The 22,278-nt window shown below is 44.3% G+C and carries 19 protein-coding genes; 8 read left to right on the top strand and 11 right to left on the bottom strand.

The genetic code is table 11. The annotated features are described in order from the left end of the window. Positions 1 to 48 precede the first annotated feature (48 nt). Complete coding sequence (locus A3762_RS11265) at positions 49 to 675, top strand: TetR/AcrR family transcriptional regulator (protein ID WP_068755551.1); 627 nt, start codon at positions 49 to 51, stop codon at positions 673 to 675. A 145-nt stretch (positions 676 to 820) separates the two neighbouring features. Continuing rightward, positions 821 to 2,008, top strand: coding sequence for a carboxylesterase (locus A3762_RS11260; RefSeq protein ID WP_197469214.1), 1,188 nt, complete (start codon positions 821 to 823; stop codon positions 2,006 to 2,008). 99 nt (positions 2,009 to 2,107) lie between these two features. Here the strand turns inward: A3762_RS11260 and A3762_RS11255 are convergent, their stop codons facing one another. Continuing rightward, the gene (locus A3762_RS11255; RefSeq protein ID WP_068755548.1) at positions 2,108 to 3,244 is read right to left on the bottom strand and encodes a DUF5610 domain-containing protein; all 1,137 of its coding nucleotides are present in this window, start codon (positions 3,242 to 3,244) and stop codon (positions 2,108 to 2,110) included. A gap of 202 nt (positions 3,245 to 3,446) precedes the next feature. Here A3762_RS11255 and A3762_RS11250 point away from each other — a divergent pair, with 202 nt between their 5' ends. Then, positions 3,447 to 3,896: a YHS domain-containing (seleno)protein gene (locus tag A3762_RS11250; RefSeq protein ID WP_068755541.1), complete on the top strand. Its 450-nt coding sequence runs from the start codon at positions 3,447 to 3,449 to the stop codon at positions 3,894 to 3,896. Positions 3,897 to 4,787: 891 nt separating this feature from the next. Here A3762_RS11250 and A3762_RS11240 read toward each other — a convergent pair. Continuing rightward, the gene (locus A3762_RS11240; protein WP_068500202.1) at positions 4,788 to 5,288 is read right to left on the bottom strand and encodes a mechanosensitive ion channel domain-containing protein; all 501 of its coding nucleotides are present in this window, start codon (positions 5,286 to 5,288) and stop codon (positions 4,788 to 4,790) included. Positions 5,289 to 5,494: 206 nt separating this feature from the next. On the opposite strand from A3762_RS11240, the gene A3762_RS11235 reads away from it, so the two are divergent. The 5 genes from A3762_RS11235 (at position 5,495) to A3762_RS11215 (ending at position 8,242) form a co-directional block, all read left to right on the top strand. After that, positions 5,495 to 6,361: an alpha/beta fold hydrolase gene (locus A3762_RS11235; RefSeq protein ID WP_197469213.1), complete on the top strand. Its 867-nt coding sequence runs from the start codon at positions 5,495 to 5,497 to the stop codon at positions 6,359 to 6,361. Between the two features lie 84 nt (positions 6,362 to 6,445). Then, positions 6,446 to 6,868 (top strand): putative toxin-antitoxin system toxin component, PIN family, encoded by a 423-nt coding sequence (locus A3762_RS11230; RefSeq protein ID WP_068481048.1) that lies wholly within the window; start codon positions 6,446 to 6,448, stop codon positions 6,866 to 6,868. Positions 6,869 to 6,947: 79 nt separating this feature from the next. After that, the gene (locus tag A3762_RS27515; RefSeq protein ID WP_197469212.1) at positions 6,948 to 7,091 is read left to right on the top strand and encodes a hypothetical protein; all 144 of its coding nucleotides are present in this window, start codon (positions 6,948 to 6,950) and stop codon (positions 7,089 to 7,091) included. After that, positions 7,081 to 7,497, top strand: a complete 417-nt coding sequence (locus tag A3762_RS11220; protein WP_156493408.1) for a hypothetical protein — start codon at positions 7,081 to 7,083, stop codon at positions 7,495 to 7,497. The genes A3762_RS27515 and A3762_RS11220 overlap by 11 nt, the downstream gene beginning before the upstream one ends. Positions 7,498 to 7,621: 124 nt before the next feature. Continuing rightward, positions 7,622 to 8,242: a flavin reductase family protein gene (locus A3762_RS11215; RefSeq protein ID WP_068479319.1), complete on the top strand. Its 621-nt coding sequence runs from the start codon at positions 7,622 to 7,624 to the stop codon at positions 8,240 to 8,242. Positions 8,243 to 8,319: 77 nt separating this feature from the next. On the opposite strand, the gene katG is transcribed toward A3762_RS11215, so the two are convergent. From katG to A3762_RS27510, 9 genes are all read right to left on the bottom strand, one after another. Beyond that, positions 8,320 to 10,476 carry a catalase/peroxidase HPI gene (gene katG, locus A3762_RS11210; protein WP_068755538.1) on the bottom strand — a complete coding sequence of 719 codons (2,157 nt, stop codon included), beginning with the start codon at positions 10,474 to 10,476 and terminating at the stop codon, positions 8,320 to 8,322. Positions 10,477 to 10,806: 330 nt separating this feature from the next. After that, on the bottom strand, positions 10,807 to 11,592 hold the full coding sequence (pstB, locus tag A3762_RS11205; RefSeq protein ID WP_068481038.1) for a phosphate ABC transporter ATP-binding protein PstB: 786 nt from the start codon (positions 11,590 to 11,592) through the stop codon (positions 10,807 to 10,809). Beyond that, positions 11,576 to 12,781, bottom strand: coding sequence for a phosphate ABC transporter permease PstA (pstA, locus tag A3762_RS11200; RefSeq protein ID WP_082869088.1), 1,206 nt, complete (start codon positions 12,779 to 12,781; stop codon positions 11,576 to 11,578). Before pstA ends, pstB begins: the two co-directional genes overlap by 17 nt. Before the next feature lie 8 nt (positions 12,782 to 12,789). After that, complete coding sequence (gene pstC / locus A3762_RS11195; protein ID WP_231878794.1) at positions 12,790 to 13,629, bottom strand: phosphate ABC transporter permease subunit PstC; 840 nt, start codon at positions 13,627 to 13,629, stop codon at positions 12,790 to 12,792. A gap of 236 nt (positions 13,630 to 13,865) precedes the next feature. Then, a complete protein-coding gene (locus tag A3762_RS11190; RefSeq protein ID WP_156493407.1) occupies positions 13,866 to 16,292 on the bottom strand; it encodes a hypothetical protein in 2,427 nt (808 codons plus the stop codon). 176 nt (positions 16,293 to 16,468) lie between these two features. Beyond that, the gene (locus A3762_RS11185; protein ID WP_068755533.1) at positions 16,469 to 17,497 is read right to left on the bottom strand and encodes a substrate-binding domain-containing protein; all 1,029 of its coding nucleotides are present in this window, start codon (positions 17,495 to 17,497) and stop codon (positions 16,469 to 16,471) included. Between the two features lie 28 nt (positions 17,498 to 17,525). Then, complete coding sequence (locus A3762_RS11180) at positions 17,526 to 18,629, bottom strand: hypothetical protein (RefSeq protein WP_068481029.1); 1,104 nt, start codon at positions 18,627 to 18,629, stop codon at positions 17,526 to 17,528. Between the two features lie 12 nt (positions 18,630 to 18,641). Then, positions 18,642 to 21,686, bottom strand: a complete 3,045-nt coding sequence (locus A3762_RS11175) for a TonB-dependent receptor domain-containing protein (RefSeq protein ID WP_197469210.1) — start codon at positions 21,684 to 21,686, stop codon at positions 18,642 to 18,644. Positions 21,687 to 21,780: 94 nt separating this feature from the next. Beyond that, on the bottom strand, positions 21,781 to 22,278 hold a 498-nt coding region (locus A3762_RS27510), incomplete at its 5' end, for a hypothetical protein (RefSeq protein WP_197469209.1).

Genomic DNA, 22,278 nt, shown 5'->3' with positions numbered 1-22,278 from the left:
TATTAGCCACACGCTGATGCATTCATACGACTAGAGAGCAGTTAAGCAATGGGTAGAAAAAACCGTAGCGAAGAGAAACGTCAAGACATACTCGACGCATTTGAGAACGTTATTTTGCGTGATGGGTTTGCTGGCGCATCGCAGCGAAAAATCGCTGAAGAAGCTGGTGTTAATCAGCCGATTATCCATCATTACTTTTCAGGTGGAGATGAGCTCTTAGATGCTCTATTACAGCGCATTACTGAGCGTTATCGCCAAGCCTTAAATGCATTTATCACCACGAGTGCTCAGAGCGACCAAGATCCTTCACTCGAAGACATTCTAAGCTTTTTGTGTTCTGCTGAATTTCATCAGGTGAGCCTACAGAATGAGGTGATGTTTCGATTAATCGGTCAGACAAAGCACACCAATAAAACGACAAATCGCTTGGCCGAGGTTTACCACGAGCTTCTTGCTGAAATTCGTACTTATTTAGAAAAGGCGCAAGTAAACAATACCGAGCAAATCGCCTATACCATCATGTGCATCATCATTGGTCATGACTGGGCAAAAGTTTTAGGCTTTGGCGAACACAGAAACGACATGATGAGCACAACACTCATGTCGCTCGTATCTGAAACTAATGCCGACTACACCAAACGCGCAGAACCAAGTGATCTTGCTGGTGCGTTGTAGTTTTGCAGTTATAAGCAACTAGCTCAACTTCTCATGAGAACACGGTATGCATCTCAATGACATACTGTTTTCCAGCCCACCCTCTTTAAATGTTCTCTTCAGTCCCAATATTCAAATGTGTTCCTAACAACGATGACGAGCCATTTTGAAAACACTCCTTAAGAGAAATCGAAACCGCTTACTTGCTGTACTCACAAGCATCACAATCTTAAGCATGACGACTGGCTGTTCAGCTCTCGCACACAAACCATACATTCCGATGAATGAATCGGCTCAGTACTACAATTATCTACAACCGAGTTTTTCAGATTATCTTGAGGAAAGTGAGCGTTGGTTAAGTGAACACCGCGCCTATATTTCCGAGGATCATGCAAAAGAACTAGCGATGAATATGCCCTTTGAAGTAAGACCCTCGGCACCTTCAAACAAAGCAATTCTCTTCGTGCATGGTCTTGGCGACTCACCCTATAGCTTTTCAGATTTAGGCAACACTATGGCTGAGCAAGGTTTCTATGTGCAGTCACTTTTGCTTCCTGGGCATGGTAGTAAGCCTGAGGATCTCATGTTGCCTAGCTATGAAGACTGGCAAACGATCGTTGACCATTACGCCGAGCTATTAAAGGGAGAATACGATGAAGTATGGCTAGGCGGTTTTTCAACCGGAGCCAACCTTATTACCATCAACACGATAGAACGCGGCAATGTAGATGGGCTGATTTTAGTTTCACCCGGTTATCAATCACGTGCACCAATACTCGAGAAATTCGCGCCTTTTGTCTCTCTGTTTGTGGATGGCTACAAAACCGAAGAGCAAAATTTAGCACGCTATACCTCGGCACCGATTAACGGTGCGATCGCCTATTCCGAAAGTGCGCAACGTGTGCGTGATCTGCTTGAAGAAAATACCATTTCTGTACCTGCTCTATTAATTATGAGTGAAGCAGATAGCGTGATTGACCCTGAAGAAACACAAGAATTGTTTAGCCAGCATTTCAATCATCCAACTAATCAAACCATTTGGTATGGTGAGTCCCGTTTCGACGAACCAAGTATCTTGTTTGAATCGATGCGTATTGCTGACAAACGTATAAGTACTGGATCGCATATGAGCCCACTATTTGCGCCCTCTAACTTTTACTACGGCGAGCAAGCAGAGAGAACCATGTGTTTGAATAGTATGAGCTTGCGAGATCTTAAGCACTGCAACGATGGCCGCGAAGTATGGTACTCAGCATGGGGCTATACAGAAAAAGGTAAAGTACATGCCCGCTTAACCTACAACCCGTATTATGCTGAGCTGGAATCAACAATTAGCGAAATGGCTGAGTTATAACGCGGTGTAACTGGAGAAAAGGAACGCTCTCGGTAACACCAGCACTGGAGCGTTCATTCATCAAGACGTATTTTTAAGATGAAGTGTTGAAATGGAGTGTTAAGAAAGCTTATCTAGAAGCGCATCAAAAAACTCAGACTGAGAGTTATCTCGGCCTACGGATGTATCAAAACGTTGTTGTAAGTCTTTAAGCAAAGACTCGCCTGTCTGCTCAAGCCCCACTTTTTCACTAAACTCTTGTGCGGTTTTTAGAAGCTTTTCTACGCGCTCAGCATAATCACTGAGCAAAGTTTGAATACCGAGCGGAAGCTGCGGAGCGCGATACTCATCGGGAACAGGCGTATTGAATTGAGCAGCCCGCACATCGGTTTGCTCAATAACAGAAACACTAGAAGACTGGAGATCAACGCTAAATTGAGCGATCTGCGAACTATCGAATTCCAAAGACAATGCTTGATTAAACGCGCTCGCGATATCGCCCTCAAAAAACGAGTCACTTAAATCAGCGACTTGCTGTAAGAGATCATCCAGTGCAGCCCGCTCATCCTCGTTTAAATCACCATTCACTTGAATAGAAAACGCGCTTGCGGTCGTCGTATCGCTACTAAAACGACTAGCCGATACGCCATTAGATTGAACTGCTGAGAACTGTTCTCGACGTTGGAACAGTTCCTGTGCAGATATTTGAATACGATCACCTTCCTGAGTAGTCAACTCAAACTGAAAACTCGCTTGCGAGCGTTCAAAACTTTTTCGATCCGTTAATGCTGCAAACGAATTGCTCGACAAACTGGTCGGCACGCCCTCATCGGCAGGTTTTAAGCTTTCTTCAATTTGATCAATACGTGTGCCGATCCCTCGTTCCGCTGCGTCGATATTTGAGGACAGCTCTGGGTCTAAACGATCAAGACTTGCAATGTCTTCGCGCGCTAACTGAAAACCTTTTGCAACGCCTTCTCTTGCCTGCGCTATTAGATCTTCTAATTCAGCCTGACTCGCGCCTTCGTTTCGACGCTCAGTAATACGCTGTTCGATAAACCCTGAGACAGTATCCACTACCTTCTGAACGTCAAAAACCTTGTTCCCTGGGTCATTTTCGGGTGATGGTTTTACATCGACACCCATCCCACGCTTCAAGCCCTGAGAGAAAAGCGTTGCAGTATCGCTCGGACGCTCTGAAACAAGACCATTATCCGCGCGTACATTCGGTGTTAAGTTATTGAGAAAAGAAACCACGTGTCTCCACCCTACTGAGGTATTGATTACATTTACTATGGTACGTTATCGACCGAAAACTAGGACCCTTTAAGTACAAAAAGTGCAAATTTATTTCGCTTTATTTCTTCGATCTATTTCGCCCTCTATGTCGTAGCTAAACTTGCGTGAAACTTTTTCACTAACGACTAGTCTACAGGGCACAACGAAAAGGTCTTAAACTATGCAAACACTATTACGCTACCTTAGTTTCGTCACCCTTCTTACTCTGTTTATATCACCTGCAAATGCCGTGGAACAGGTTTATACAGATTTCTTTGGCAAGGCGATTGAAGGCTACGATCCAGTCGCATATTTCTCCCAATCGAAGCCCGTCAAAGGCGAAAGTGAGTTTACGTATGAGTGGAATGGCGCAACCTGGTACTTTGCAAATGCAGAAAACAAACAGCTGTTCATTGATAACCCTGAACAGTTCGCACCACAATATGGTGGCTATTGCGCATGGGCTGTTAGCCAAGGTTACACGGCAAAGATTGATCCTGAAGCTTGGCGCATTCACGAGGGCAAGCTCTACCTAAACTACAACCAGTCAGTGCAATTTACCTGGGCAAAGGACATCCCAGGAAACGTTAGTCGCGCCGATAAGAACTGGCCGAAACTCACATCAAATTAAGCAGAGAGAACTAGTTGATTAAACAAGACAGTGTAATTCGTCTGCCAGAATTTGTAGGTGTTCGATTACTTTAAAACCTACGCATGTTCACTCGATATAAATTCCGTCCACTCATTTGGCTCTGTTTACTCTGTTCGATCTCGCTTCAAGTACAGTCTGACCAGGTTCTTACTTTATTTGTAAAGCCTGACAACGAACCCAAACAGTTTGCCAATGCTAATGGAATGCCGAGCGGTTACAGCCTAGAAATCGCAGCCGAAGCAATTCGACGAACGAGCTATGAGCCTAACTTAAAAGTGAGACCTTGGGAGCGAGCGCAACAAGAGGCCTTAAAGGGTGATGGCGTATTAACAGGGTTTTCGAAGACACCCTAACGCGAAAATCATTATCTATTCTCGGGCCCAATCTTAATGGATCATGTGCTGCTAGTATCTAGAAAAGATCAGTCTTTCACTTTTACTAGTTACAATGATCCGAAAGGCAAAACACTCGCAATGAGCAGAGGCAGCAATTATTCAGGCAAGTTTGCTCAACAAAAAATCAGCTCACATTTGTAAAAGATGAAGGGACCTAGCAACGTATTCTTCTGCTTGCATCAGGAAGAGTGGACGCGGCAATATTCTCTAGGGATCGTTATCTGATGAATTACAATGCGAAAAAGCCGGACTTAGTCCTGACGATTTTGAATTTTCTGAGTAGGTCATTTCTCGCGATCCAAACTTTATCGGTATTCCAAGATCATTGAATCATCACGATGCCAAAGAAGTAAAACATGCTCTCGACAAAGCCATTCAATCCATGATAGAAGACGGCACAATAGACGCAATACTCTCAAAATATTAGACGCAGAATACTCAGTTAGGCAGTGTCTTTTTCATCCTTCTTAGCGTCTTACTCCTCATCACTCTCTTGTTCGATAACAGGATTTTTGATCACCCCTTTTTGCAGTATCAAATTATTCGGATAAGTAATTAATTCTTCGCCTCTACGCATCAACACATGAAACAAAGTGATCTCTTCGATCACACCCCATATTTGATCATCTTTATCCATAATTCGGATCTCATCCCCAACGCGATATGGAAAACCAAAAAAGATAATTAAGCTAGCTGTGATGTTGCTGAGTATTGACCACTGCGCGAACAGAGCAACGCCAATGACCGCGAAAACAGAAGACAGGAAGAATGAAATCTGAGAGTACTCAAGCCCCGATACGTTCGCTATAAGAATAAAATAAAACGCAACAATGGCGATGGTAATTGTTTTAGAGATGTAACTGATTCGATAAGGGCTTACCTCTTTGCTCTCGCCGAATTTGTTAATCGCGGCGCTTGAAAAACGAACGCTCATAAACATAGCGAGCAACAACAACGCAATAAAAAACATCACCATAATTTTATTCCCTCAAAATCACACTTCTCAAATGTAGCTTTCGACTTTAGCAATAAAATTAAGTTTCAGTACAGAAAATAAACCGTCTCTACCGTTTCATTTCTAGGATTGTCTATTTCCAAATTGCCATATTTTCTCTCTCGATGCTTTCAGTATTATTTTGCTCACGGTCTTAACCACAAGAAAAATAGCTAAAGAGATTAATAGTGAACAATACAAGCATTAATAACTTGCTCATCAATGGCATTCGCACACCTGTACTTTCGTGTGCGCCTAATGAGTGTGACCACGAAGCAGCCGTTTTATTCCTACATGGCAATCCAGGCTCTTTTAAAGACTGGCAACGCTTTGTACCGCAGGTTGGCGAGTTCTCTCGTGTCGTCGCGCCCGATATGCCAGGCTATGGAAGTGCAGAACGTCCTAAAAAATTCAACTATACCGTTGACGGTTATGCTGAGCATTTGCACGCTCTCATCGTCGAGCTTGGCATAAAGAAAGTTCATCTTGTTCTTCACGATTTTGGTGGCCCTTGGGGCTTACAATTTGCCTGTAACCACCCCGAACTCGTCAAAAGCCTCACCTGTGTGAATACCGGCCCAGCACCTGATTATGTCTGGCATGATTTCGCACAAATTTGGCGTAAACCCATTATTGGCGAGATCTTCCAATTTCTATCTACACATTGGTCTTTGCGCTTCTTTTTGAATAGAGATAATCCCAAACCTCTACCTTTGGAATTCACCAAACTCATGGTGAAAGACATAGATTGGGGTCTAAGCCGCGGCATGTTGAAGCTATACAGGGCAACAGATTTAGCCGTACTTACAAAGAAGCTTGAACGTCAGTTGAAGCAACTAAATGTTCCTGCACTTACGCTTTGGGGTGAAGGAGATAAGTACGTACCAGTCAAACATGCGCAAGCACAAAAGGAATTCTTCAACGCCGAAATACATACCATGCCTAACTGTGGGCACTGGCCTATGATCGACGATCCGGAACTATTTGAAAGTTTGTTGATTCCGTTTTTAAAGAAACAAGTAGGAGCAGAACAAGCTGAACCGCTTTGTGCATAATTTGTACTAATCATATCCTCGATCGATACAATTCAGCGACAAATCTTCACTTGTCGAATGACAGCATATATGAAGCATTAAAAAATGACTAAAATTGTTGTCGATACAAGCGTCGTAATCAGCGCCCTAATCGGAGAAGCAGGACCGAGCCGACAGATTCTAAGAAACTGTTTGACCGGTTCTTTTAGCCCAATGATTATTACCGCGTTATTCTTAGAATATGAGGACGTACATCAGCGCCCTCAGATTGCAGAGCTTTGTCCTCTACAACCAGAGGAAATCAAAGAACTGCTAAGTGCCTTTTATAGCGTATGCTACTGGGTACCAATACATTATTTATGGCGCCCCAATCTGAAAGATGAGAACGACATTTTTTTAATTGAACTTGCGGTAGCCAGCAACGCACAGTTTATCGTTATAAATAACATCAAAGATCTAACTGGGGCAGAACTTACTTTCAAAGGCTTTGATGTTGTTAAACCAGAACAACTTCTTAGAGGTAAATAGCATGTCGACATTGACCATATGATTACCAGACGACAAGCATAATCGTCTAAAAGCGCTTGCTGAACACCGAAAAATTAGCATGAACAAGCTAATCGAGGAGCTATCAACTCAAGCACTTGCTGAGTTTGATACAGAAGTGCGCTTCAGCGCCATGGCCGCAACAGGAAAAACAAAGAAAGGGCTAGAGATTCTAGATAAACTGGATGCGCACTTTGGAAGCTAAGATCAATTGGCGCAAGCCAGTAATGAATGAAAAGCAGACTAATTTAAGGATGAATGTATTGGCTTCATTTAACGTAATGCCCATCATATGTCAGCTAATCGGAGCCTCTGTAGCAGCGTCTTTAGGTTTTGGTCTCGACTTAGATAAGACGCGCAGTTTCAGCGATTTGATGACGCCTGTATATGCTTCACTCGCATTCATGTTATTGGTTAGAATTGCGCGAGATTTCCTTAAGAAACACGTCACGATTCTAGTGCAATACGATACGGAGGTTGGGCTAAAGGCGAAAGAAGGAAAGGAGCTCCAATTCCAAGCTTATAAGCTTACTTTGATTCTCCAAAGTCTATATATTGGTCTGGTAATGGGATGGATTCTAGTACTGATGTCAGTAATATCTCAGCGTTAAGCTAACGACCGCTTCTTTGTAAAAGTTCACCTGAGCACTCTAAATTTCCCACCCGATCCCTAATTCCTCGGCTGCCCGAGTAGCCGAGTCACTTTAACGGGACTAGCATTTAGTAAGGAACAGTATGCAACTCAAGCTTTCAGAACACAGCTCTGGCGAGATATACCACCTTCTCACCCAAACGATCGTGCCGCGCCCTATTGCGTGGGTGCTGACCAAGAATTCAAATAGCGACGAAACCTATAACCTCGCCCCTTTCTCTTTCTTCAACGCATTAACCAGTGCGCCGCCTACCTTAGTTGTTTCAATCGGCAAGAAGCCAAGTGGCGAGAGTAAAGATACGCGTGCCAATCTTGGTGAAGGAGAACACTGTGTGGTGCATATTCCACAGGTCACGCAGATGCAAGAGGTCTCTGATTCAGCCGCAACACTCGATTATGGCGATTCCGAACTAGAGCGTTTGAATCTATCTCTAGAATCATTTGAGGGATTTCCTCTCCCCCGCATCAAAGAAAGCCCTATTGCCTTTGGTTGCAAGGTCGCGAAAGTCATTGAATGGGGAGAAACACCACAAGCGCTGATTCTCTTAGAGATAGAACAAGCCTTCGTTGATGACAACTACGTCGGTGAAGATGATAAGGGCCGACTAAAAATTGATGCGAAAAATCTAAACCCATTAGCGAGATTGGGTGCGAATGAATACGCGTCGCTTGGAGATGTATTGAGCTTAGCTAGACCGAAGTAAGCTATGAAAACAAACACAAAAAAGCCTCAGTAAACTGAGGCTTTTCGTTCTTTCACTCATTGTTGATCAGACTGACTTTACGCTAGATCAAAACGATCTGCATTCATCACTTTGGTCCATGCCGAAACGAAATCCTGAACAAATTTGTCTTGATTATCGTCTTGAGCGTAAACCTCTGCGTAGCTACGCAGCACTGAGTTCGAGCCAAACACTAAGTCAACACGTGTTGCTGTAAACTTGGTATTCCCTGTCGCGCGCTCAACAATGTCGTACAAATTTTTGCCAGTCGGTTTCCACTGATACTGCATGTCAGTTAAGTTGACAAAGAAGTCGTTCGTTAAAGTGCCTTCTCGTTCAGTAAACACGCCATGCTTTGAACCGCCGTAGTTGGTACCAAGTACACGAAGTCCACCAAGTAACACAGTCATTTCTGGTGCTGTTAGGCCCATCAAGTGAGTGCGGTCTAGCAACAGTTCTTCAGAAGTCGCTGCATAGTCTTCTTTCAACCAGTTTCTGAAACCGTCGTGAATTGGCTCAAGCACTGAGAAAGACTCCGCGTCAGTTTGCTCTGCACTTGCATCACCACGTCCTGCTGTAAATGGCACTTCGATGTTTTGACCAGCGGCTTTTGCAGCTTGCTCAACCCCCACACCACCAGCAAGTACGATCACGTCAGCAACACTCGCATTGGCAGCCTGCGCTATTGGTTCAAGCACTGAAAGAACACGTTGCAAGCGCTCTGGCTCGTTACCCGCCCAACTAGCCATTGGTTCAAGACGAATACGCGCACCATTTGCACCACCTCGGAAGTCAGAGCCGCGGAATGTACGTGCACTATCCCATGCGGTGGTAACTAGGTCTGACACACTCAAACCACTTTCAGCAATTTTTACTTTCACAGCAGCTACATCAAAATCGCTATTTCCTGCAGGTGTTGGGTCTTGCCAAATCAAATCTTCCACAGGAACTTCAGGACCAATGTAACGCCTTTTAGGCCCCATATCGCGGTGCGTTAACTTGAACCAAGCACGCGCAAATACTTCTGAAAAATACTCAGGGTCATTGTAAAAACGCTCTGAGATTTTGCGGTACTCTGGGTCTACTTTCATAGCCATATCGGCATCGGTCATCACAACACGGGTTGGATCAGCTTGATCATCAATCGCAGCAGGGCGATGCTCATCTTTCAAGTCGACCGGCTCCCACTGCCATGCACCAGCTGGGCTCTTCTTAAGTTCCCACTCGTAGTTCAATAGCAAGTCAAAGTAACCGTTATCCCACTGCGTTGGGTTTGTGGTCCATGCACCTTCAACACCACTTGTTACCGTATCGCGGCCTGTTCCTGCTTTGGTCTTATTCATCCAACCAAAACCTTGGTTTTCGATTTCAGCACCTTCTGGTTCTGGGCCAAGCTCACCTGCATCGCCGTTACCGTGTGCTTTACCAACGGTGTGGCCACCAGCTGTGAGCGCGACTGTCTCTTCGTCATCCATCGCCATGCGTTTGAAGGTATCGCGCACATCTCGCGCTGTTTTAAGCGGATCAGGGTTACCATCGACACCTTCTGGATTTACATAGATCAAACCCATCATGACTGCCGCTAATGGGTTCGCGAGTTCACGATCACCTGAGTAACGGCTATCTGGATTATCAGAAGGCGCTAACCATTCTTTCTCACTACCCAAATAAATATCTTTTGGTGGCTCCCAGATGTCTTCGCGGCCAAAACCAAATCCGAAGGTTTTCAAGCCCATTGATTCATAAGCAACCGTACCGGCATATGCGAGTAAGTCAGCCCAACTCAATTTATTTCCGTATTTCTTTTTGATCGGCCAAAGCAAACGACGTGCTTTGTCTAAGTTTCCGTTATCGGGCCATGAGTTTAACGGCGCGAATCGTTGATCACCTGAGCCCGCACCGCCACGGCCATCAGCCTCTCGGTATGTACCAGCAGCGTGCCAAGACAAACGAATCATCAAACCGCCATAGTGTCCCCAATCTGCTGGCCACCAATCTTGGCTATCGGTCATTAAATTGATGAGATCTTGTTTTAGGGCAGCGAAATCAAGTTTGGCGACTTCGCTCTTATAGTCGAAGGCTTCTCCAAGAGGGTTCGTTTTAGAATCGTGTTGATGAAGAATGTCCAAGTTCAGTGACTTCGGCCACCAGCTTGGTTCAGTTGTTTCTTTGCGGGTTGCTCCGCCGTGCATTACTGGGCATTTACCACTAGACATATCATCGTCCTCTTATGAAACCTTCAATAAATTGGTGCCTTGGTGAATTTCACCAGAGCATGGGTTCATTATTGGCAGCAAAATAAAATCAGTAAAACTGAATAACACAATTTATTAATTCAATTTTTTTGAACAGCACTTATCAGGCAGCAATATACTCCATTTAAAATTCGTTGTTGGTATTTCAAGCACCAACCTTAAGTCCCTTTCAGTAGGGAATCATCTCCCCTATTACGAACAAAAATGCGAACAGAATTTATAAAGCAGAAACACTAGTCTGCGGTGCAGTGAATGCAAGTTATAAGTATGCCAATCAAGTGCGTTGAATCGCTAGCCAAAGCGACCAGCGATATAATCGGCAGTGGTAGGATGGGTTGGACTCTCAAATACCTCGTGCGTATGACCAAACATCATGAGTTCACCAAGATGGAAGTGTGCCGTTTGATCAGCAACCCTCTTTGCTTGCTGCATATTGTGCGTCACAATCACTATGGTGTAATACTTTTTAAGATCGAGCATCAACGCTTCAATGCGTTGCGTGGATATCGGATCAAGCGCCGACGTAGGCTCGTCCATCAATATCACATCAGGCTGAACAGCAATGGCCCGCGCAATACATAAACGTTGTTGTTGCCCTCCGGACAGACTTGTACCAGGAGAATGCAATTTGTCTTTTACCTCGTCCCATAAACCCGCAGACCTGAGAGACTTTTCAACCAAACGATCACAGTCTTCGCCTTTCTTAACTTGCTGATGTTTTAAGGGCGCATAAGCGACATTATCGTAGATGGATTTAGGAAATGGATTTGGTTGCTGGAATACCATTCCAATATGTTTGCGAACCGCGACTTCGTCCACATCATTGTCATAAACGTTTTTGCCATCCACTGAGACAACACCATCCACTTTTACGATATCAATCAAATCATTCATTCGATTTAAACACCGCAGAAATGTGGATTTCCCGCAGCCTGAGGGGCCAATCAAGGCAGTGATATTGTTTTCTTTGAGCTCAACGCTGATATTCTTCAGCGCGTGATGATCCCCATAATGCAAATTCAAATCTTGCACAGAGATCTTGGTGCGCGAGGCATCAGAGTTACCACTTAACTTCATATTTTCTTCTCAAGTAAATCGCTAACGAATTCAATAGAACGATGATCGATAAGATCACGACAATTCCGGCGGCCGTTTTTTCAACATATGCCCGCTCTGGCATACCTGCCCAAGTAAATATCTGTGCTGGCAACACTGTTGCAGCCTCCATAATTGAACTCGGGGAATCGGGGATAAAGGCAATCATGCCAATAATGATCAACGGTGCAGTTTCACCCATGGCCTGCGCAAGTCCAATGATACTGCCGGTTAATATACCCGGCAGGGCAATGGGCAATACGTGGTCTTTCACGACTTCTTGTTTAGTCAAACCAAGCCCTAAACCTGCCTGACGAATCGATTCGGGCACGCTGCGTAACGCTGCTCGAGAACTCACGATGATAATCGGTAATGTCATTAGTGCGAGCGTAATCCCGCCAACTAATGGGGAGCTTCGAGGCAAGCCAAAAAGATTTATAAATACCGATAAACCGAGCAAGCCAAATAAAATAGATGGAATCGCGGCAAGGTTATTGATGTTCACTTCAACAAAGCGCGTAAACATGTTGTCAGAAGCAAATTCTTCCAAGTAAATCGCCGTCATCACACCAATAGGAAAAGCCAAGGCCATAGTCACTACCAAGGTCAATATCGAGCCGATAATTGCGGATTGAATACCCGCATATTCCGGGCTCTTTGAGTCCCCTCGGCTAAAGAAAATACTGTTCCAACGCTGCTCAACTCGTCCTTGCTCACGCAAAGCATCGATCGTCGTAAGATGTTTTTTCTTGATGTTGTGATGGTGGCCTTTGATGTACTGATCAACTTGATCATCAGCCAAGACCCAAACCCGCTCAGTTTTCCCCAACAAACTCGGATTTTGTTTTATTTGTTCGGGAATGGTGCGCAACCACGCTCGGCTCACAATCGTGCGATAGGTCTTATCAATCGCTTTACGATAAGATTTAGCTGCGTGTTCAGAGTATGTAATATCCACTAACACGTATGTTTGTTTGGCAGCTGGCAGCGCCGTGCGCCCAATATCAAATAAAAAGAACGCCAAAAACGACATGGTAAAGGCAATGCAACCCACCATAAGCGCTTTAAACAACTGAGCTTTTCGTGCGCGTTTGGCTAAGCGCTTGTCATGAAAACAGTGCTCTTTGGCTGATTCAGCTTGTTCATGCGCCACATATGACGCTTGCTTCATGCTTATACTCATAAACGATTAATCTTGTATTTGGCTTTGAACTTACGAATCTGCCGTACCGAAATCATATTCAGAAGTAAGGTAATCACGAACAAAACTAAACCTAAGGCAAATGCAGAAAGTGTTTGGGGAGAATCGAATGCATGGTCACCCACAAGCGCATCGACAATACGCACTGTGACCGTGGTCATATCCTCTAAAGGATTCCAAGATAGGTTTGGCCTCAAGCCTGCAGCCATGACAACAATCATGGTTTCACCCACGGCTTTAGCGAAACCAAGTAAACACGCAGAAATAATGCCCGGCATAGCTGACGGCACAACAATATCGCGAATCATTTCTGCCTGATTCATGCCTAAACCATAGGCCGCATTGCGCTGACTAGCCGGAACAGCGCACAGAACGTCATCACACAAAGATGAAATGATTGGAACGATCATCACACCCATGATTACACCGCTCGCTAAAGCGCTGTTATACGCTGCCTCAATGCCTAAAGCATCACTCAATGAAACAATCGCTGGGGCTACAGTGAGCGCCGCAAAAAATCCGTAAACAACCGTAGGAATGCCTGCTAGAACTTCTAGAATAGGCTTTAATGACTTACGTAAAGACGGTGATGCGTACTCGCTTAAAAAAATCGCATTACCTAAGCCCACAGGGATCGCGACTGCTAAAGCAATTCCCGTAATCATAAATGTGCCTGCAAAAATTGGCACTGCACCAAAGGTGCTATCGGAATGGCTCATATGCCACTCCAAACCTGTTAAAAAATACCAAAGACTTTCTAACTGAAAAAATTCTATCGCCTGTAATAGGATGGAAAATAATATGCCAATTGTGGTCACAATGGCGATGGCAGAGGCGCTTGCCAATAAAGCATTTACGGCGGCTTCTTTGCGCGCGCGATTCTTATTTTGAGACTGGATCTCAAACACCTGTCTACTCACTTATTACTGTTACTTGAATCGGTTTTAAATAGAGCATTGCTCAAACAAAAAAGAGCCCGCACGAGGTACGGGCTCCCTGGGAGAAGCAAAGTAGGAGGGAGATTCCCACTTTGCCCATCCTGGACTAGTCGGTATTAGTTAGCCCAAGAAGCGTCGTACTCAGTGATAGACAATGTAGTGTCGTCATCCTGAAGCACTGCAGTGCCGGTAAACTGCGCAGCTGAACCTGTTGAGAAAATTGCAGTTGAATTCGCTTTATTCTTAACAGCTAGACCATTCGCAGTTACTGAAGCACCTGTAGGCAAACCAGTATCACTTACACGAATAGCTTCAACGCTTGTGTCAGAAGAGCTTTCAACAGTGATTTGAACACCATCGAATACGTAATCTGTACCTTCGCGCAAACGCACTGCTCGCCCTACAGATTTCAACACTGCGTTAGTAAGCGTTGGTTTAGCGCGTGGAGTACCCGTCGCAGACGTATCAAAGCTATCCGCTTCGATCACACGTGAACCAACTTCGTCGTCCACAATTTTCTGCTCTGCATACACGTTTGAAAGCGTACCGATATAACCTTGGTCAGTATCGATTGAGTCATCACCAGCGTTGTAGATGTACAAACCGTCAACACTCACCGTACCGCCCCAAAGTTCGATACCATCATCTGCTGAACCGATAATCGCGATGTTGTTAATCGTTGTACCAGAACCAACAGATGCTAGAGAAAGACCGTTCAACTCTTTGTCTTTTTCTACTTCGTAACCTGAGTACTTGATAGCAACATAAGTCAATGTACCACTATCGTCTGCCGCAATTGTTACGCCGCCATCAGGACCATACTTCTGTGTGCCGGCTTCGTAAGTACGCTCGCCTTTGTTGTTGGTTGATTGACCAAGAATCGTCAAACCACCCCATTGGCCTTGCTCGTCACCGCTGTTCAAACCAGCAATATCTTGCGCCGAAGTGAAGATAATTGGATTCGCTTCTGTACCCGCAGCATTGATGGTTGCGCCACGGTTGATCGCCAAGTAAGAGTTACCTGTTGCACCGAACAAAGTTGTACCTGCCTCAATGGTCAGTTCCGCGCCATTAGTCACGTTCACTTCACCGGTAATCGCATAAAGGTTGCCACTAGTTAGCGTACGATCTGTTGTAATGTCTCCAGAAAGAACCACAACAGGCTTGTCATTTACAACTTCAAGTGCCCATTCGAAGATGCTTAGGTCTACGCCTGCAACAGTATTGTCAGCGTCTACTTCTGTGGCAAACGCAACATCTGACGAATCTAAGTAATTCTCATCGACCATATCGCCAGACACACCAACCACTTCTTTCACATTGCTCAATGCGCGGAAAGTGTTCAGGGTATCTGTGTCGCGGTAAATACCTAGACCTGAAGTGATGACACCATCTGCACCAATTGAGCCTGTGTCAGTCTTATTGATCACCAATTCAACCGCATCATTTTTGATACCAAGACCACCAGCAGCAACTTCAATTTGGTCGCCTGTAATGGTGTTATCGCTAATACGGATTGCAGCGATGTCTTTCAAGTAATCAACATCAGCCGGATCAGCTGAACTAGATTTGACGTTAATCTGGACGTTATCGAAAACGTAACCCGTGCCTTCACGTAGGCGAACTGCGCGGCCGATTGTGTCGAGCGTTGCGTTCTTAAGGTTTGGTTTCGCTTGTGGCGTACCTACCTCTGCCGTATCGAAACTATCTGCTTCAATACCACGTGAATCTGTTTCATCATCAACAACAACCTGCTGAACATAAACGTTTTCGATTGTACCGATGTAACCTTGGTCAGTATCGATAGAGTCGTCGCCTGCGTTGTAAATATACAAACCATTCACATCGACTGTGCCGCCCCACAACTCGATACCGTCATCTGCTGAACCGATGATGGCAATATTCTCAATGGTCGTACCAGAACCCACTGATGCTAGAGAAAGGCCATTGAGCTCCTTGTCTTTTTCAACTTCAAAACCTGAGTATTTGATAACGACATACTTCAACACGCCGCTATTGTCGCTAGGATTCGCAACGCCATTGATTGGGCCATATTTTTGAGTCCCTGCTTCGTATGTACGCTCACCTTTGTTATTTTCAGATGAGCCAAGAATGGTTAAACCACCCCATTGGCCTTGATCGTTCTGGCTCGCAGTGCCTGCAACATCCTGCGCTGAAGTAAAGATGATAGGGTTATCTGCAGTTCCTTCTGCGTTAATCGTCGCACCACGATTAATCGCTAAATAAGATGCTCCCGTTGCACCATACAAAGTAGTGCCAGCAGGAATAGTGAGCGTCGTGCCGTCTAGGAAGTTTACTTCGCCATCAATTCGGTATGTTTGACCCGCAATTAATGTTACGTCTTCTGAGAAGTCACCTTTCAGTTCAAGATTTGCAGATACATACGCATCGGTACCAACTGCTGGGCCAGTAGAGCCAGCACTGCTACCGCCACCGCCACCACCGCCACATGCAGTTAGGCCTAAAGCAGATACGAGTACTGAAGCACTTACTGCCGATTTGATCATTGGTATTTTTTTCATGATTTTTCCCAATTCATTGTTGTTTAGAATCAAGAAAAAGAATAGAAACGCAAAATGACAAGTTAGTGACACATTTGCTTCAATTTAATGAAAGATAGCCACACGTTTGAAACATTTTTGAAATAAAAAAAGCCCAGCGAATGCTGGGCTAGGCAATACGAAAGATTTCTGAAAATCTAATGAGAGCTCGCTTGCAAGAGCTCTAACGATAAGGGCTTCGCAGACTCTGCTGCGGCTTTATTCGCCTCAAGTAATAATTCTGACATTGGAATCAATCCAATCTCCATCAATAAACCATCCTCACCAATTATGTCTTCATTCAAGAACATATCGATATATTCCTGCATTGCCGGAACATTTTCTAAATGATCGTTCTTCATGTAAAAAAATAAACTACGTGCAATGGGGTAAGATTTATCAGCAATGGTCTCCGAAGATGGCGATATTTGATCAATACTGACTCCTGAAATCGCATCTTCATTTTCAGTCAAAAAGCTGTAACCGAATATGCCCAAAGCAGCTGTATCCTTCGTCAGTTTTTTCACAATAAGATTGTCGTTCTCACCACTTGGAATATATACGCCATCGGATCGCATAATGCGATACCCTTTACGGCCGGCGTCTCTATACACCTTCATTTGCTCAGTTTGGTACTGCATTACGATCTCTTCAAAAGCATCTCGTGTTCCTGAACTGATTGGTGGACCATAAACGCTAATTTTTCTTTTAGGCAATGCAGGGTTGATTTGATTCCAGTGCGTGTAAGGGTTCTCAATTAAATCACTTCCGTCCTCGTTTGGAACCAGCTTCGCTACAGCAAGAAGCAAGTCGCGCTTAGTAATATCCATCTCAGCATTTGTATTGGATTGCGCTAGGACAATTCCGTCATAACCAAACATCACTTCAGTAATGTTATCAACGCCATTACGTTGGCACAGCTCAAGCTCTTTAATTTTTATACGGCGACTCGCGTTGGTAATATCTGGGGTATCCAAACCATTACCTGAACAGAACAATTTCATACCGCCACCAGTTCCGGTCGACTCGACAACCGGCGTTGGAAATCGCGAAACGCTGCCAAACTCTTCAGCAACAAAGCTTGCGAAAGGATAAACTGTTGAACTACCCACGACACGCACCTGATCTCGCGCGTGCGTTGTACCAGCGATAGTAAACAATACACACAATATGAATAAGTTCTTCATCTAATTAACCTACTTAAGTATCTAAACGCTACGATTGTTCGGAGCCTGCGCTCTCAATAATGACTTGTTTTTCTAGCTGCCCATTTTTATAAAGTTGTATGGCAGTTTTGTTACTGTCGTAACGCAATTCCAACGCTTGCGTGTCATCAACATTTGTCGACTTAAAAAACGGACTGATGCCAAGTAAAGCACTGCTACGAATCGGCTCAAACTGCCCTGCATATTTACGATTCTTTTTCAGCACAGACAAACACTCTTCACCGTACACAGTGCGAATAAATGTCATCCCTTTCGAACACTGTTTGTTCAGAGGTTCATCAACTTCGAACACATCACTAAACTCTGTTTTTTTGAGCTTAAACTTCATTTTCAATGCGCTGCTCTGACCGAGCTCAGTCGAGACGCCACGATCGTCAACAACATAGAGAGTACCTTTTGCGAAGCTCTGGGGTTGATCCGCTTTGAATAAGTACAAATTGCCCGAATACCGCGCATCAAAAAAATAGAATTCCTGCCCACCTGACATGGCTAATAAATGCGATGCAAATAAGCGACCGGCCACGAAGTTTTTAATCGCCTTATTGGTGCCATATTCATCTAGAACAACGATTTCATTAAGCCAACCATAGTTGTATGGCTTATGAAGATCTGATTGCCCTTTGAAATAGTCCACATACAGGGATTTGTGATCCGATGATTTTGCATCAATCAACTGATGTTCAGTAAATAGCACCGAAGACCACTCGGTTTTTGTTGCGGCTCCAATAGAAGACACACCATTCACATCACCAAAATCAATGGCTTGAGTATTCACTGTAAGGCCATCATCAAGTCTCGACAAATATGCGCCTCCAAATAAGTGATCAAACAACGACACCTGAAACACTTGCTCTTTTATATCCACCTCAAACGTCGCTAAGGGGTTTGGATATATCAGCGCACTGTCATCAACCAGTAATGGATCACCTGACACATCGTGCGCGAGGCCAAAGATGTGCTGACCAATCACCTTGCCGCTTTGGAGTTGCCCCTTTTCAGGATTATCGGTCTCTTGAGCAAAGAGATTCTGAGCCAACAAAAAAGATAGGAGTGATACGCCTAAAGCGATATTAAGAGGGAATTTACGAATCATGGCTTTTGCTCCTTAATACTTCATCGAGAAGCCCAGTTCGATTTCTCGACCTGGCTTGCGACGTTCAACAATTTCACCGCCCTGAACTTTTTCTACTTCACTGTCGAGCAAGTTTTTGAGTTTGAACGAAACACCATAACCAATACGTTTCTCTTGATCGTCGTAGGTGTCATTCAAGCCCCACTTCACAACGAAATCTAGGCGATGAAATGGCTGTTCATAAACGTCCGGCGTACCGTTAATACCAAGCGCAGTGATGCGCTCACCATAGACGTTGTATAAAAACAAGGCGCTTCGACGGGTAAAGAAATTGTCGTAACCAAACTTTAAGTTCGCCACATAAGGTGACTGCCCTTGCATCGGACGAGAGGTACTAGTTAAACCATTTGAGGCTACATCTGCGGCATTAAGACTCACTTCAGACTCAATGTGTGTGTAATTACCTTCGACAAAATAGTTTTCAAAACTCGGGAACAGTTTGTCTAAATTTTTTCTAAAGCCAAATTCCAGCCCAATACTGTCAGCGCCCTCGGCGTTAGCATAAGTGATTTCAATATCTTCATCGGGGCGAGAACGAACAGTCTCAATCGGATTGGTGAATTGTTTCGAAAAAACACCTAACGAAATGGTTTCGTTGTAACTAGGGAACCACTCATATTTGAAATCAAAATTACTGATTGTCGTGTATTTGAGATCAGGATTACCTCTAACGATGTAATCTGTCTGAGGATCTTTATAACGCGTTGGACTGAACTCCCTAAAGTCAGGACGAGACAGTGTTTCACTCATACCAAATCGGAATTGATGCTCATCAGACAAACGGTATGTTAAGCCTAAAAAAGGCAGTACATCGGATGTTTCAAGAGTATAAGTTTGACGCGCCGTTGGCTGAATGCCGACAACCAACTCTTGAGTAGAATCTTCCTGACGAGCACCGAAAAACACATTTAGTTTGTCTGACACTTTAACTAACCAATTCGCGTACACAGCGCTTAAATCTTGTTCTGCCTCGTAAGCATCGTCCTGTCGATAGTTACTCGTGATGTTGAGCAAGGGAGTGTCTGCATTAGCTTGACTCAAAATTTCATCAATCTCACGCGAATCCTCAGCGACAGGTTGGTAACCAAATTTAAAGCGACGGTTATCCAGACTACGCTCCTTGTTCAATTGATAAAAACCAAGATCTAACTCTGTACTGCGATCAAGTAAAGAAAATGGAATAGCTAGATCAAGACGATAGTTGTCGACAGTGTCTTCTAGATCAGAGTATTGATAGAACATCTTATTTTTATCGATCACCAAACCTGAGCCGCTCGCGGCATCTTTATACACATACTCAAATGTGCCTGGTTCAAGACGCGTTGCAGTTGACGTCGAATAGCCCCAATCAAGCTCCATGGCATATTCAGGCTTGCTCCAAATATCTAGTACATGCGAGCCATTCAATTGATGAGAAAGCATCTCTTGTTCGGTATATCGTAAAAGTGTTTTTTCTGAGTAAGAACCTTCTACAAAATCATCAGACTTTTTGAGTTTTGTTTGATCTTCCTCTTCAACCAAACCCAATAAGGTGTACTTAATTTTTTGTCCTTGTTGCGGTTCTAAACCCAAGCTCACCAGCCCGCCGAACTTTTCATTCAACGTCGTTCTTTCGGACGTACTTGCAGTATCAATTGCTTGTGAACCGTTCACGATCTGATAATCGTCTTCGATCACCTCTCCACTGCTTGATTGCTTACTTTTGTAGTAGAGATTGCCCGCAAATCCGTATTGCATGCCGCCTGATGTTTTAAAGCTTTGCCCTGCCGAGAGATCCACACTAGAACCAGGTTTTAACTTAGTACTTTCTAAACCGTAGTCACGGTAATTGACCATCGCACGATCAAGTGCCAAACGTTCAGCAGGTGTTAGTCCTGGTACTAAAATGGTGTTCCCCACCCTCACTTCATCCGCAAGTTCTTGGAAGCCATTACTCTTCTCGATTAGCAAAGGTGGCAACTCCGTACGATTATCCGGCTGATAAATAACTTCATCTCCCGTGTAATCGTTGACTGAAATACTAATACTGCCGCCTATATAATTATCTTCTTTGGGAATGTCTTTGGTATTAATTTGAATGGTGCCACCGCCAAAGGTACCGGGTAGATCGCTAGAGTATGTCTTTTGAATATCCATACTTTGAATCACACCAGCAGGAAAGATATCTAGGGGAACAACACGCTTTGTTGGTTCTGGAGAAGGTACCTCCAAACCATTAAGTAGCACTGCACTGTAACGCTCACCCAAACCACGCACGTACACAAATTTGCCATCAACAACAGTGATACCTGTAACACGCTTTAGTGCACCCGCAGCATCGGAATCACCTGACTTTTTAAACTGCTCACTAGAAATCGCATCCGATACCACATCGGCATCTTTCAACGCGGCGATATTCGATGCCAGACTGCCTTCGACAAAAGGTGCACTCACAACAAACTCATCCAGCACGATATCGGCTTTCACTAAACTCATATTTTCAGAGCTTGTTTGATTGGCCGTCACACTAATATCTTTGCGAATTTGCATGACATAATTTGGGTGAACAACAGAGATATCGTAAACGCCTTGAGAAAGTGCAACCCTTGCTACGCCTTGCTCATTCGTGGAGGCATCGATGGCATAACCACGGAAGAATAAACGTGCTTCTTTCACGGGTTCATTAGAAACAGAATCGAGCACAGTCAGCGATAGTTCACCTTTTGGCCCCTCCTGCTTTTTGAGCTGTTGAACCTCAAAATCTTGACTGTATTCTGAGAGGGGTAAATCAAGGTCTACATTCGCTCCATCCTTTGTCAGAGATAGAAAGACCTGACTAGACACATCTGCCTGAATCGCCACTTCAGTTAATGCGAACAGTGATTCTTCTTGTTCTGTGCGCGGTTGATAATATCCAACTTCATAATTACCAGACGTCAACGAAAACGATGCTGCACCATAGCTATTAGTAAGGGCAGAAATCTCCCCAGCCTGCACTCGAATATTAGACTGCGCCACGCCATCCTTGAACACGAACACATATAAATTCTTTTGCGAAGACGACGCAAAAGCTGGAGTTGTTGTAAAAGCGATAAGTGCCGATAGACAAATAATCGCGCGCACTATGAGGCGATTAACGGCATGCATACGGGTCATTCTGACAGATCTCTATTTGCTTAAATAAATAAGTCGCTTTGGTAAACAGCTGACTATCGTTGATTTGTTGTAGGTATGAAGTGGCACTGGGGTAATTGCCATTTTTGAAATGCGCAAAACCTAAGGCGTATAAAATATTGTCATCTGACAATAAGTCGTAACGTTTTAATGGTTCTGTCTTAGCAACCATCGACTCATAGTCTTCCAGCTGAATATCAATGCCAATGCGCTGACGGAACTTTTCTTCTTGCTCAAGGATTCGGCGATTTAATTGCAGAGCGCGCACCGGACTCTCCGCTTTCAAATACAAAGCAGATGCTTTGGCTGAAAATCGTGGAAACTGCATTGAGGCGAACTCGTAAACGAGGGCCGCCATCATGTACTGCTGCTGATCAACATAGACTTGACCAAGTAACTCAAGAAGCTTGTCATTATCGTTATATTTAATGACGCCCTCCTCAAGAAGCACTGCGGC

It is taken from the genome of Oleiphilus sp. HI0125, assembly GCF_001635355.1.
The sequence above is the reverse complement of the archived record's forward strand: the minus strand, read 5'-3'. Positions and strand labels throughout refer to the sequence as shown.